General features: G+C 41.7%; 12 protein-coding genes and 2 pseudogenes. 10 read left to right on the top strand and 4 right to left on the bottom strand.

Annotation, left to right across the window (positions count from 1 at the left end):
* Positions 1-263 precede the first annotated feature (263 nt).
* The 7 genes and pseudogenes from F7734_RS56480 to F7734_RS61495 all read left to right on the top strand — a co-directional run bounded on the left by F7734_RS56480 (position 264) and on the right by F7734_RS61495 (position 8,878).
* Positions 264-1,875 (top strand): annotated as a pseudogene (locus F7734_RS56480) (photosystem II high light acclimation radical SAM protein).
* A gap of 174 nt (positions 1,876-2,049) precedes the next feature.
* Positions 2,050-3,402, top strand: coding sequence for a DICT sensory domain-containing protein (locus F7734_RS56485; RefSeq protein WP_155752908.1), 1,353 nt, complete (start codon positions 2,050-2,052; stop codon positions 3,400-3,402).
* A 233-nt stretch (positions 3,403-3,635) separates the two neighbouring features.
* A complete protein-coding gene (locus tag F7734_RS56490; protein WP_155752909.1) occupies positions 3,636-4,460 on the top strand; it encodes an RnfABCDGE type electron transport complex subunit D in 825 nt (274 codons plus the stop codon).
* Positions 4,461-4,528: 68 nt separating this feature from the next.
* Positions 4,529-5,899: a DUF2330 domain-containing protein gene (locus tag F7734_RS56495; protein ID WP_155752910.1), complete on the top strand. Its 1,371-nt coding sequence runs from the start codon at positions 4,529-4,531 to the stop codon at positions 5,897-5,899.
* A 56-nt stretch (positions 5,900-5,955) separates the two neighbouring features.
* Positions 5,956-6,582, top strand: a complete 627-nt coding sequence (locus F7734_RS56500) for a pentapeptide repeat-containing protein (protein ID WP_155752911.1) — start codon at positions 5,956-5,958, stop codon at positions 6,580-6,582.
* A 111-nt stretch (positions 6,583-6,693) separates the two neighbouring features.
* Positions 6,694-7,077 carry a hypothetical protein gene (locus F7734_RS56505; protein ID WP_155752912.1) on the top strand — a complete coding sequence of 128 codons (384 nt, stop codon included), beginning with the start codon at positions 6,694-6,696 and terminating at the stop codon, positions 7,075-7,077.
* A 139-nt stretch (positions 7,078-7,216) separates the two neighbouring features.
* Positions 7,217-8,878, top strand: coding sequence for an ATP-binding protein (locus tag F7734_RS61495; protein WP_155752913.1), 1,662 nt, complete (start codon positions 7,217-7,219; stop codon positions 8,876-8,878).
* A gap of 129 nt (positions 8,879-9,007) precedes the next feature.
* Here F7734_RS61495 and F7734_RS56515 read toward each other — a convergent pair whose 3' ends face one another.
* Positions 9,008-9,847 carry a type II CAAX endopeptidase family protein gene (locus tag F7734_RS56515; RefSeq protein ID WP_155752914.1) on the bottom strand — a complete coding sequence of 280 codons (840 nt, stop codon included), beginning with the start codon at positions 9,845-9,847 and terminating at the stop codon, positions 9,008-9,010.
* 10 nt (positions 9,848-9,857) lie between these two features.
* Positions 9,858-10,139 (bottom strand): ATP-dependent Clp protease adapter ClpS, encoded by a 282-nt coding sequence (gene clpS, locus F7734_RS56520; RefSeq protein WP_166482779.1) that lies wholly within the window; start codon positions 10,137-10,139, stop codon positions 9,858-9,860.
* Positions 10,140-10,319: 180 nt separating this feature from the next.
* On the opposite strand from clpS, the gene F7734_RS56525 reads away from it, so the two are divergent.
* Complete coding sequence (locus tag F7734_RS56525; protein ID WP_155752915.1) at positions 10,320-10,676, top strand: hypothetical protein; 357 nt, start codon at positions 10,320-10,322, stop codon at positions 10,674-10,676.
* A gap of 53 nt (positions 10,677-10,729) precedes the next feature.
* Here F7734_RS56525 and F7734_RS56530 read toward each other — a convergent pair whose 3' ends face one another.
* Together F7734_RS56530 and F7734_RS56535 are read right to left on the bottom strand one after the other, a co-directional pair.
* Positions 10,730-11,905, bottom strand: coding sequence for an LL-diaminopimelate aminotransferase (locus F7734_RS56530; RefSeq protein ID WP_155752916.1), 1,176 nt, complete (start codon positions 11,903-11,905; stop codon positions 10,730-10,732).
* A gap of 319 nt (positions 11,906-12,224) precedes the next feature.
* Positions 12,225-12,422, bottom strand: a complete 198-nt coding sequence (locus F7734_RS56535; RefSeq protein WP_038076116.1) for a hypothetical protein — start codon at positions 12,420-12,422, stop codon at positions 12,225-12,227.
* A gap of 479 nt (positions 12,423-12,901) precedes the next feature.
* On the opposite strand from F7734_RS56535, the gene F7734_RS56540 reads away from it, so the two are divergent.
* On the top strand, positions 12,902-13,342 hold the full coding sequence (locus tag F7734_RS56540; RefSeq protein WP_155752917.1) for an STAS domain-containing protein: 441 nt from the start codon (positions 12,902-12,904) through the stop codon (positions 13,340-13,342).
* Between the two features lie 99 nt (positions 13,343-13,441).
* Positions 13,442-13,869: pseudogene (locus tag F7734_RS56545) on the top strand (B12-binding domain-containing radical SAM protein); the annotation flags it as partial.

Here is a 13,869-nt window from a genome sequence, read left to right on the forward strand (position 1 = left end):
CCCCCTACCCCCTAACCCCTCTAGAAGCAAAACAATTAAACAAGATGAGAATAGAAGTGAAAATGTCAAGTAAAATGAGAGAGAGGACACAAAACATAACAAAACTTCTATAAAAGCAGTTATTACTAGTGCATATTGGTGGAACCCAGGCAACCATGAGTAACAGGCAACAAAGCTTTTACCATCAGCTTTTGCGCCTTCTGCCCTCTGCCTCCGTACCTCTACCTTTCTGTACTAGTGCTGTCTCTCCGAACAAAGGCAAAATGGAAGTCAAGACACCTGTGATGGAAAACCGAATTCTTTACGTCCGCCTTCCTTGTAACCCTATCTTTCCTATTGGGGTTGTCTATCTTTCAGATCACGTCCACAAGCTGTTCCCCAGCATCGAGCAGAGGATTTTTGATTTAGGGACGGTGCCACCCATAGATTATGCCACTGCCCTAGATCGCTGTATCGATGAATTTAAACCAACACTGCTGGTATTTTCTTGGAGAGATATCCAAATTTATGCCCCTGTTGGTGGGCGTGGGGGTAACCCATTGCAGTATTCCTTTGAATTCTTTTATTCAATGAATCCCTTTGTAAAATTGCATGGGGCATTGGGCAGCTTGCGGATGCTTATCAGTTATTACACGGAACTGTGGCGTAACTTGGAGCTGATCAAGCGTGGATTAAAACGCGCTCGACGTTACCATCGAGACACTCGCCTGGTGGTTGGTGGCGGTGCAGTCAGTGTATTTTACGAACAGCTGAAAACAAGCTTGCCCAATGGGACTATTGTTTCTGTAGGAGAGGGCGAAACTCTGCTCGAAAAACTTTTAAGTGGCAGAGATTTTCGAGATGAACGTTGTTATGTGGTGGGAGAGGCACAACCACGCCAGCGTTTGATCCACGAACAACCCACTCCATTGGAGAAAACGGCTTGTAACTACGACTATATAGAAAGTATTTGGCCGGAGTTTAGTTACTATCTCCAAGAAGCTGACTTTTACATTGGCGTGCAAACCAAACGCGGTTGTCCCCACAACTGCTGCTATTGTGTTTACACCGTTGTTGAAGGAAAACAAGTTCGCGTTAACTCAGCTGATGAAGTGGTGGCTGAGATGCGCCAACTTTACGATCGCGGTATACGGAACTTCTGGTTTACAGATGCTCAGTTTATCCCGGCGAGGAAATTTATTGACGATGCTGAGGAACTCCTACAGAAAATCGTTGATTCTGGCATGACGGATATTCATTGGGCGGCATACATCCGCGCTGACAACTTGACACCAAAAATGTCTGAGTTGATGGTGAGGACTGGAATGAACTACTTTGAAATTGGCATTACCAGTGGATCTCAAGAACTCGTTCGCAAAATGCGGATGGGTTACAACTTGCGAACAGTCTTACAAAACTGCCGGGACTTAAAAGCAGCAGGATTCAATGACTTAGTTTCCGTCAACTACTCCTTTAACGTTATTGATGAACGTCCGGAAACGATTCGCCAAACCATCGCTTACCATCGAGAACTGGAAAAGATTTTTGGTGCTGATAAAGTCGAACCTGCTATCTTCTTTATTGGGCTTCAACCCCATACTCATTTAGAAGAGTATGGTTTTAAAGAGGGAGTCATCAAACCGGGCTGGAATCCCATGAGTCTCATGCCATGGAATTTCAGAAAACTTCTGTGGAATCCCGAACCTCTGGGTTCCTTCTTTGGTAAGGTTTGTTTGGAAGCATGGCAACGCAATCCAAATGATTTTGACGAGAAGTCATGAAAATCCTAGAAGAACGGTTCGTTGTGCCGACCTAGAAGAAGCACTTTCTGCACCCGTTGAGAGTAAAGAAAAACAACTTGTTCGGAGTCTCCAGATAAGAGGGGGTAGGGAATAGGGTAGGTGGTAGAGAGGGTGCAGAGGTGAAGAAGGTAACTAAGTAGCAATTAATAATAATTAATACACTGCAGTATCGTCCTACCCCCACTCCCTACTCCCACCCCTAACCCCTACCCCTACCCCCTACCCCCTACCCCCTGCTTTTCCCTGCGCATTCATCTCATAAAATCCCATGTTAGAAGGCTCAATTTTACAAAAACTAGAAACATCTCATCGGTATAGTAAAAGACCAATCCAATTCGGTGTTTACTACAAAAATACTTTAGTCTCGTTGTGTCACGCCTTGGAAGACCACATCCTACAAGACGAGGGTAAACCCTTAGTCATTACAGCCTTTCAACAGGGGAAGTGGTATTTACAAGAAGCGGAAAGATATGCAGATATAGCCAAAAAAGCCAGTCATATTACCATTATGGCAGCTATAGATAGCGGGTTCGCCGAACACACTACCAGTCAGTTGCCTAACGTCAGTTTGGTGCCATTAAATACAACAGATCCAGTAGCTCAAGAATGGCATCTCATTATCCTATCGGTGGGATACACAGCAATGGTCATTTGTCAAGAGTTAACGGAAGCTGATTATGGTTCTAACGGGCTACCCGTATCGGATATAGAACGAAAATTCTACGGTTTGTGGACGTTTGAGCCAGAATTGGTACAGCAGACAGCAGAACTAGCGATCGCCCATGTTGAACGATACAATCCAGAACTAGCGACAAAACTCAACTCATACAAAGAAACCATTCACCCCAGTTTTGCCACATTAGAAAACTTAAGTGAAGTCACTGCCCGTGTTGTAGATTATCTCCAAACAGGGCAATTCAACCTGCCAGAATATACAACAACTCGCCATCAAGCACTCGATCGCAATTTAGTGTCCAACGAAATTCAGGCATTTTTGCGGATGGCACAAATTCTTGATGCATCAGATATCAAAAATCCAAAAGCAGCATCAGAAGTTGTGGCACTTTCAGAAATAATGGGACAACTTCTAGATCTTCCTGCGTGGCAAATGAAACGCCTGCGCCTTGCGGGTTGGCTGCATCGTATAGAACCTTTACAAAAATCAGAAAGTATTTTACCTCCAGGGACTTATACTCGATACCAACAAGACGCACCGAGTTGTCCACTCACTTGTCCCCTAGTACCCGGTACGCAAGTCCTGCGAAGAATGCCAAGATTGAGAGCGATCGCACAAATTATTACACACCAAACCGAGTGGTGGGATGGAACGGGAGAACCAGCAGGATTGGTAGGGGATGAAATTCCTCTAGAATCGAGAATTTTATCACTAGTCGCCGATTTTCAGTGGCGGGTAAACAAGAAACGAACCACCCAAGTTAACCTAGAAGAAATCTTTGTCCAAGCGCTAGAAGAATGTAGAACACTCCAATCGCACCGCTTCGATCCTAAACTTGTAGACACGTTAGCTTTACTAGTCATGGGTTTGCAACAAGGGCTTGACTTACCTCAGATGGTACCTAAAGTCAGCAGTGGTATGTGGTTGCTCACCAGTAACCAGTAACCAGTTTCACACTCTCGTTCCCAGCCTGAGGCTGGGAATGACTGCACGGAGGCTCCTTTTCCAGTAAAGAAGTAGCGTTTGTTGTTTGGTCACTCGGCGATCGCGATGCACTTATCACCAGTCACTCACTGGTTACTGCTCTGTAACAAATTCTGTAACAATCGCACCATTTAAACATATTTCAGTCTATACCTAGAACAACCATCTAGGGGATATCCCGGTCAAAGCGGGTAATGCTGTTTAAAGATATACGCGATTATCAAATTCTTTTTCTCACCTTGTTCTTAATTCTAGGTATTGGAGCAAGAGACTGGACATTACAACCTCAGTTCATTATAGTATCGATTGTTACTTGTATATTAACACAATGGCTTTTGTCATTGGTTATCAATCATTTGTCAATTGTTCAGAACAAAGAACAAACCATAAATCTCCGAAGTGCCATCATTACTTCCCTCGGACTCAGCCTGTTGCTAAGGGCTGACCATTGGACAACAATGGCTTTAGCCGCAGCAAGCGCCATTGGTAGCAAATTTATCTTTAAAGTTGACGGCAAACATTTCTTTAACCCTGCCAACTTTGGCATCATCTCTGCCTTAGCACTGACTCCTGATGCATGGGTTTCACCCGGACAGTGGGGGGAAGACTGGTGGTATGGACTGTTATTTGCGGGAACAGGAGGCATGATTCTCAAACGAGTTGGTCGTTGGGACACAACAGCAGCTTTTTTAGGTACCTACGCTGGGTTAGAAGCAATTCGCAATCTTTGGTTGGGATGGACTTGGGATGTTTTTTGGCATCGGCTTATGAGCGGCTCATTGCTTTTGTTTGCCCTATTTATGATAACAGACCCTCGCTCAATTCCCAATGCAAAAATTGGGCGCATAGTTTGGGCTGTATGCATAGCGCTATTGACTTTTGTTCTACGGAATGACTTCTACATTTCCACAGCAGTTTTTTGGGCATTATTTGCAATTGCTCCATTGACTGTCTTAACAGACATTTTGTGGTCAGCACCACGTTTTTACTGGTCAATGGAAAGAAAAGTTAATGGCTAATGGCTAATGGCTAATGGCTAATTGCCACTAACAAGCAACAACTAACAACTAACAACTAACAATCCTTTATGAAACCATATCAATTCATCATTTCATTACTACTAACAGTTACAGTTGCTGTTTGCTTTGTGCCTCCCGCCTGGGCTTTTTGTGGATTTTATGTTGCCAAGGCTGATAGTAAACTGTATAACAAGGCATCACAAGTTGCGATCGCACGAAGTGGAGATCGGACTGTTCTGACAATGGCAAACGACTATCAAGGAGAAGTCAAAGATTTTGCAGTTGTTGTACCCGTACCCACTGTAGTACAAAAAGACCAAGTACGAGTTGCTCTCCCCAAAATTCTCGAACGTTTGGATGCTTTTAGTGCGCCGCGATTGGTAGAGTATTTTGACTCTAACCCTTGTGCTCAAAATTACCCAGAAGCCATGGACGCTTTACCAGTACCAGCACCTAGAAGTGCAGGTGCGGCAAGGAGAGAACGGAATGATAGTTTGGGTGTGACTGTTGAAGCTCGTTTTAATGTTGGTGAATATGACATTGTGATTCTTAGTGCTAAAGAATCAGGCGGATTGGAAACTTGGTTAAATCGTAACGGATACAAGATTCCTAGAGGGGCGCAACAATTACTTCAACCTTACATCCGTCAGAAAATGAAGTTTTTTGTTGCCAAAGTCAACCTAGATAAATTTGAAAAAACAGGATATCAGTTTTTGCGTCCGTTGCAAATTTCTTATCAATCACCTAAATTTATGCTGCCAATTCGTTTGGGGATGATTAATGCGACAAGCGAGCAAGATTTGATTGTCTATATTCTATCGCCCAAAGGACAAGCTGAAGTTACAAATTACCGAACAGTCAAAATCCCCTCAGATGCAAACATCCCTCTGTTTGTGAAACAAGAATTTGGTAGTTTTTACAAATCCATGTTCCAAACTGCCTACACGCGAGAAGATAAAAAAGTAGCTTTCCTAGAATATGCTTGGGACATGAGCAATTGCGATCCTTGTTCTGCCGATCCTCTCAACCGTGAAGAACTCAAGCAAGCAGGGGTATTTTGGTTGGATAATGTTTCTCCAGAGAATAAACCAGTACCCCGTCCCAGAGTTGTGCGTCCTCCAGTTATGTCTGATAATGTTTTTATAACCCGTTTGCACGTGCGTTATACCCGAAATAAATTCCCAGAAGACTTAATGTTTCAAGAAACCTCTAACCGCGAATCTTTCCAGGGGCGATACATTTTGCAGCATCCTTTTACGGGCGAGATGAACTGTGAAATTGGTAGACAATACAAACAGTCTTTGCCGAAACGTTTTGAAGGGGAAGCCCAAACTCTTGCAAAACTAACCAATTGGAACATCCAAGAAATTCGCAGCAAAATGAAGCTAGGGGGTCAAGTTACGACTTCTTGGTGGCGCAACTTCTTCTCTTGGTTATAATGCGTGCAAGCAAGCCACAATTCAGCAATGTCAATTACGTAACACTGTCATCCTCCATGAACATAGAAGAAATTCGCTTGGGACAACTCAAACACCTACCTGGGGCTTCTTTAGAAGACGAAGATTTATCAAATCTCGATTTAAACCGCATTAATCTCGCTGGTGCAAACCTGGGGGGCGTAAATTTCACAGGTTCTAAACTTGAGGGCGGGCATTTAGAAGGCGCTAATTTAATGGGAGCAATTCTTGTACAAGTTGACTTGCGGGCAAACTTAATGGGAGCAAATTTAATGCAAGCGGATTTAACAGAAGCTGACTTGCGAGGTGGTAACTTCCGGGGTGCTAACCTAATGGGTGCGAGATTGAGTGAGGTATCTTGTGCTGGTGCTTTTTTTAGTGGCGCTAATTTAATGAATGTTAACTTACAGGGTGTTGACTTTCGCGGTGCTGATTTGCGCGGTGCAAATTTAACTGGGGCAAATCTTAAAGGTGCAGATTTAAGCCGTGCAGATTTGCAAGGGGCTTTGTTGAGTGAGGCAAATTTAGAGGAAGCCGATTTGCGAGGGGCAAATCTTGCAGGAGCAAATCTCACAGGAGCAAATTTACTCTGTGCTGAATTAGATGGTGCTAATTTAAATGGTATTAATTTAGACAGGACGTGTTTGGTAGGCACAGTACAGTAGTAGAGCAAAAAATTTATCACTTAATACTGTTACGTAATATTATCATGTTATCCCTTACACGTGCAAGGGCATACTGAGTATTGGAAGCCAATGTTTGGAGAAGAAGTTAGTATGAACGTGAATGTAGCAGTAGATTCAACCATCACAGGGCAATTGCCTTTAAAACTGGCTGGAACAGAGAGCATTACCAATACTTCTTCTAAGGACGACAAAACAACAACCTCAGACACATTAGATTTAAAAACTGTTCTCAAGCTATATCAAGAGTTACAAAACCATGCTCAGCAATTAGAAGAGACATTAGCTTTATCGGATAGGCAGTTTCAAATCCTTGAATCCATTGCTTGGGGAAAGCCGCTAGCAACTGTTTTAGAGGAGTTAGCCCTGTTAATTGAATCGCGCTCAAAACAGACAGTCTATTGTTCCTTTTTGTCTGTTACTGAATTTGCGATCGTGTTACCGATTAATACCTCACCAGTGACCAGCGATCGGTGACAAATGACAAATGACAAATGGCATTTAAATCTCTAAGAAGACTTCATCATTTCTAAGTAAGAATACGGTATTATTTTCCCCTATATAATGTTATCAATCCAACATAACACAAATAATACTTAAGCATCTATCAAAAAAAATGATATCCTCAGAAAATTCAAGTCCAATTCTGGGATTGCGAGAGCAAGAAGATACACTAGAACAGCTAGAAGCAAGCCATAATTTGCTAAAAGCCCTTGCTGTCGCTCAATCTCAATTTATAGTTGACGCCAATCCGCGCATTTTATTTGACAATTTACTAGACAATCTTTTAGAACTCACACAAAGTGAATACGGTTTTATTGGAGAAGTCCTTTATACAGAGAAAGGTCAACCTGAGTTAGAAGCACACATGAAAGTCCGAGGTCAGCCTTACCTCAGAACTCACGCTATTACCAACATTGCTTGGAATGATGAAACACGAGCTTTTTATGAAGAACATGCTCCAAAGGGGATGGACTTTTACAATATCAAAACTTTCTTTGGGGAAGTTTTGGTCACCGGTCAACCCGTGATTGCCAACAATCGCACTACCGACCCCCGTTGGGGAAACATACCAGAAGATCATCCACCTTTAAAAGCGTTTTTGGGCTTGCCGTTTTTCTATAAAGAAAACCAATTACTGGGTATGGTGGGAATTGCTAACCGTCCCGGTGGTTATGATAAATCTTTAATAACCTACTTAGAACCATTTTTAGTGACTTGTAGCAACGTCATAGCTGCCCACCGCAATGACAAACGCCGACAGCACGCAGAATCCGCATTACTTCAGCGCTCAATAGAACTTCAGCAGGTACTCGATCAATTATTACAAGAAGTTGTTGAACGCAAACAAGTAGAAAATGCTTTACGTGAAAGTGAAGCGAGAGAACGTCAAAAAGCGATTGAACTCCAAGAAGCAATAGAACAGCTAAAACGCACCCAAAGCCAATTGGTTCAAACAGAGAAAATGTCTAGTTTGGGACAATTAGTGGCTGGTATTGCTCATGAAATTAACAATCCTGTCAATTTTCTTTGTGGAAATCTTAATTATGTAAATGAGTATACTAAAAATTTGCTGATTCTTATTGAAAAGTATCAACAATATAATCCCAAGCCAAATGCAGAAATTGACGATTTGTTAGAACAACTCGATTTAGAGTTTATCAAACAGGACTTACCAAAAGTCATGTCTTCGATGAAATTTGGTGTCGATCGAATTCACGATATTGTTGTGTCTCTAAGGACTTTTTCTCGATTAGATGAAGCTATTATCAAAACTGTCAATATTCATCAAGGTTTGGATAGTACAATACTCATATTGCAACACCGACTGCAACAAACATCACAACGGCAGGAAATTCAACTTATTAAAGTTTACGATCGCCTACCTTTGGTTAGGTGTTATGCCAGTCAGTTAAATCAGGTATTTATGAACCTGCTAGTCAATGCTATAGATGCTGTAGAACAAAGACTTGAAAGAGCAAAGCAAGCAGGCGAAAATTTCTTACCTCAGATTCAAATTCGTACTGAATTACTAGACGGTGAAAGAGTTGCAATTCATATTGCTGACAATGGTGTTGGGATTCCAGAAACATTCAAGCAACGTATCTTCGATCCCTTCTTTACAACTAAGCCTGTTGGCAAAGGTACGGGGTTGGGCTTAGCCATTAGCCATCAAATTATTGAGAAACACCAAGGTGAATTGCGCTATATTTCAACAGTAGGTCAAGGTGCAGAGTTTATTATTGAGATTCCATTGAAAATAGGGGTTAGAGGTTAGGGGTTAGGGATTAGGGGTGCCAATTATGAGTCGAGATAGCAAAATTCAACTATCTGGTATCAATACCATCTGGTAACAAAGATAGGAACTATCCTTTTCATAATGAAAACAAAACAATTACATTGGATTTCACAACTTTGAACTCAACCTACTAGCACGTGCTCGTATCCACAAAGCCAGAACAACCATAAACAACAACCCCATTATTCCAGCTAAAGGATTCCTATTCACACCAGTTACCCAGTCTGGTACTTGTCTGGAATATTCAATTAAATTCCCAACATTAATAATGTAGTATCCCCAAGCCAAACCCCCATGCAAACCCATTGCCAAACCAAGGCGTCCCCTACACCAGCGCTTACTCCATACCTGCGTTAACCCTAAGAAAACTAAGGCAGGAAATTGGGGAAATGAGTGAATAATTGCCTCTAAGGGCTTAATGAAATGGGATACAGCAAATAAAACGGCATTTACCCAGAGACTTACACTTAAGCTGTAGTCGCGTTGCAACTCATCCAGCAACCAGCCTCGAAACAGGAGTTCTTCAGCGAATCCAATCGCCAAGCCTATAATTAAACCTTCTAAAACGGTTTTCAATAAAAAAACGCTGGGTTGTTGCCAAACCAACCAACCCAAAATACCTTCTATCCCAAATAAAGCTAAAACACAAATAAAACCGATAGCCAGTCCACGCAACAGTTCAACACCATTTTGGCGTGTAAACTCCAAGCCATAATGGCGTAGTATCTGAGGCTCGTTGTAAACGTGTTTGCCCCACAGCTTAGTTAAAATCATAAATTCGACATACAGCAACACCATTGTCACAATGCTGACTAAGTTAGTGTCGCTTACATACAAATAAAATGGAGCAGCTAGAGGCAACCACAGGATTAGCAAACACAGGACAAAACAGCCCAGCCTGATAGGGACAGGGCGTTGAGATAAACGGTAAATTTCTGTTTTTAACAACTGCTGTCTTCTACTCTTCAGGTTCTATTGTGCTGGTTAAACCATGATTTTTCAACGTTTCACAATAGAACTCAGCATGTTCTTGGGCACAGGTAATGACCAAGGCAAGACCATTTGTGTGTGCTTCCATCATGATACTAACAGCCTGAGGCTGAGTAAGATTAGGCACAGTGGTCAGTAGAACTTTCACGACATACTCCATAGGGTTATATTCATCGTTATGGAGCAAAACTTTATATCGAGGCGCTAGCTTGCGCGATGTTGAACGCTTTTCTAGGGTTTCGACAGACACGGCTCTTTGCTCTTCTTTTACAGAATTAGTACAACGAAAGTTATTGAAATGATGACTTAACACTTGTTAATCTATTCTATAACATAGCTATGCCATAAGTGTTCAATTTTTTGCATTTTGAATTTTTTGCTATGTATGAAAATAGGGACTAGGGGTCAGTTTTTCCCGCCCAAGCTGAACATGGACGATCTCCCGAACTTTCAACCCGGTCAAATAGTGTCTTTAGAGCACGGTAACAAGAAGTTGTACGCAGAAGTTATTCAAGTGGTGACCTCTCGTCAGTTATGTTGGGTGCGTCCTTTACTATTGGTTACCTTTACCCAAGAAGATCCTCTTCTCATAACTGACTTGCGGGATGCATCTGATTTGCTTTGGTCTATTGGTTTATTCCAACCAGCAGTGGATGTAGAAGTTATCGGTTTGTTGAGTCAGGTTTTGGGTAAGGAACCCAAACCCGGACATGACGCCGTCGCCAAGCACCAACTCAATCAATTTATTCACCAAATTTGGCGAGCACAAAGGAATTATGAATTATAAATTATGAATTATGAAATTTTCTCATTCATAATTCATAATTCATAATTCATAATTCATAATTCATACCTGATTCCCGCATCACGCATCCGTTGGAGGGCTTCTTGGATGCGTTTTTCTGGAAGAGTCAGGGCTATGCGGAAAAAACCTTCTCCCGATGCACCATAACCTATACCAGGCGCAACAATAATGCCGCATTTGTCAAGTAGTAGTGTGACAAATTCTGTAGAGGAATACCCTTGAGGAACGGGAACCCAAAAATACAGGGTAGCTTTGGGTGCTTCGATAGACCAACCTAGCGATCGCAATCCTTGAACAAGAATTTCGCGTCGGTTTTGATAAACTGATGACACCGACTTAAGTTCTTCTTCACTGGAATAAAAAGCTGCGATCGCACTCGCTTGAATTGCCCTGAATACTCCAGAATCGATATTACTCTTGACCTGTTTTAGAGCACCAATGGCTTTAGCATTTCCAGCAACAAATCCAATCCGCCAACCAGCCATGTTGTAGGACTTAGACAAACTATGAAACTCAATTGCTATGTCTTTTGCTTCGGGAATTTGCAGTACGCTTGGTGGTTTGTAATTGTCGTAGGCAATTTCTGAGTAGGCGTGGTCGTGGCACAGCAGAATATCATACTCTTTACAAAAAGTTACTAATTCCTCAAAAAATTCTAAAGTCGCGATCGCACCCGTAGGATTGTTAGGGTAGTTTACCCATAACAGCTTACTCTTGCGAGCTATGTCTTCAGGAATAGAAGTTAAGTCAGGTAAAAAATTATTTTCTGCCTTTAGAGCCATGGCATATGGCTCGCCACCTACGAAAATTGTAGATGTCCGATATACTGGATATCCTGGGTCGGGAATCAGGGTGTAATCTCCTTCCTCGACAAATGCTAGGAACAAATTATGGATAGCTTCCTTAGAACCAATAGAAGAAACAAGTTCCCAGTTTGGATCTAAATTTTCTACGCCGAATCTATGTTTCATCCACCAAGCAGCTGCTTCCCGAAAATCTTTTGTCCCTTGATAAGGTGGATAGGCATGAGTTGAAGGGTTATCAATTGCGTTATGCATCACCTGAACAATCCGAGGGAGTGTGGGGCTATCTGGATCGCCCTTTGCTAGGTTGATGATGTCAACGCCCTGGGAAACGAGTTCCGCTTCCTTGCGATCGATCTGGGCGAACAGGTAATGGGGAATTTTTTCTAAACGTTTCGCGAGCTGCATGGTAACAGTTACGGACTACTCTCTAAATTAGAAAATCACTGTTCTCACTTTACAGTGGCTAGTGACTAGTGAGTAATAAATTTATTTTTTTTTGTCATAAGTTAATGGTGTAAAAACCGTCTAAATGACCGATAGCTATTCAAGTATTTTTTAAGATTTTTTGACTTTTAATGCTTTGTTTTAGTAAAGGTGATAGGAAGAAAAAATAAGTCGGTGAAAGCTAATGTAAAGTCAGTTGCAAAGAAACATAATTTCTTTTATAAATTACTAGTCATCGGTCACCAAGCGCTGGTCACCAAGCACTGGTCACTGCTCACTGTTAAGAAATGCTGGGAACTAACTGAATGCGACCAGCGTCCATCTCCGCCATAAGTAATTCTAAGGCTTCATAGTCTATATCAGAAATGTATCCCGTCTGCGTTAACTCCCAGTTAATTTCGTTTTCGATTTCTGGAGTTAGTTTTTTGATGTCAAGAGCTTTTTCTACTAAGAGACGAATAGAATATCTGGTTTTCATACAAAAATAAGCGTAATGTTCTAGACTGTTATTATCTACGAGAAGAATTTGTATAAAAAGCGATCGCAAACCCCTGTCCTTTGTGACCTAGATCACTGCTTTTTTGGAGACTGGCTTTGCTGAGAAGCCAAAAAACATAGTGAAAAAAATGTATACAAAACTTATAGTTCTTTTCATTTTATGGCTTCAAATTTGCTTAGATTCATAGCTTACACGAGTCTTTCTTCCCAAAGCAAGTCAAACAACTTTTTTCTTTATTAAATTTATATTCAGAATTTTAGATTTTGTCTACTTGAATGTATATTTAAATACAGTTTTTTTCAAGGATTGAGACAATTTTAAACAGAACGACTGAGGTAATAAAGATTCGGCAAAGATTCAGCAAAGAGGCGTAGGACGAATGGTCGATGTGAGGAAAAAGAGATTATGGTCAAATACATCTATCTTTAAAATTTCATGAATGAACCTAGGATGTCACAATGTTGTTAAGAGATTATCCCAAAATTGCAGTTATTCGCCCACAAGGTAGTATAAGCGGCTCAAAAGCTCTAGAGTTAGACCTAGATCTGAGAACTGCTATAGCAAACGACGATGTTTCTGTCTTGCTCCTAGATTTACAATATGTAGAATCTTTAGACTGTTCTGGTTTAATGGCATTGGTGTCTGCACAGAAACTAGCTCAAGCCGAGAACAAGCGTTTCAGCCTTTGCTGCGTATCAGCCTCATTGAGAATAATTTTTGAACTGACACAACTTGATACAGTTTTTGAAATTTTTGATTGCGAGGCAGAATTTGAAGCAACCTGCGAATCTGTGAAGGAACCAGCACTGGCAGAAGTTAAGAGCGAATCTGTAAAGGAACCAGCACTGGCAAAAGTTAAGAGCGAATCTGTAAAGGAACCAGCACTGGTGTGTGCCTGAAATGAGGCAAATAAAACGAGCATCTCTCCACCAAAGACCGAATCAATGCTAAGGTTGGAGGGGAGTATCTGTATGATAAGGTAGCTCGAAGATAGCACAGTGGCTGTTGCATTTGAAAAGTTAATCTCACCGGATATATTAAAGCCAGCTCGTTACCTGGGTAACGAGCTCGAAGCTGTTCATAAGCCTTGGGACTCCGCAGTAGTACGCTGGGTACTCACCTACCCAGAAGTCTATGAAGTTGGTGCAGCAAATTTAGGACATGTTATCCTCTATAACATTCTGAATACCCAGCCGCGCCAGTTATGCGATCGCTCGTATCTACCAGGACCGGATTTAGCGGCAAAGTTACGAGCAACAAATACACCGTTGTTCGCGGTGGAATCCAAGCGAGCATTGACTGAATTTGACATTTTAGGATTTAGCCTCAGTTATGAGTTAGGGGTAACCAACATTTTGGAAATGTTGGACTTAGCTGGTATTCCCTTAACATGGCGGGAACGTCAAGAGGGGACAAGGGGACAAGG

This window comes from Scytonema sp. UIC 10036, assembly GCF_009725235.1.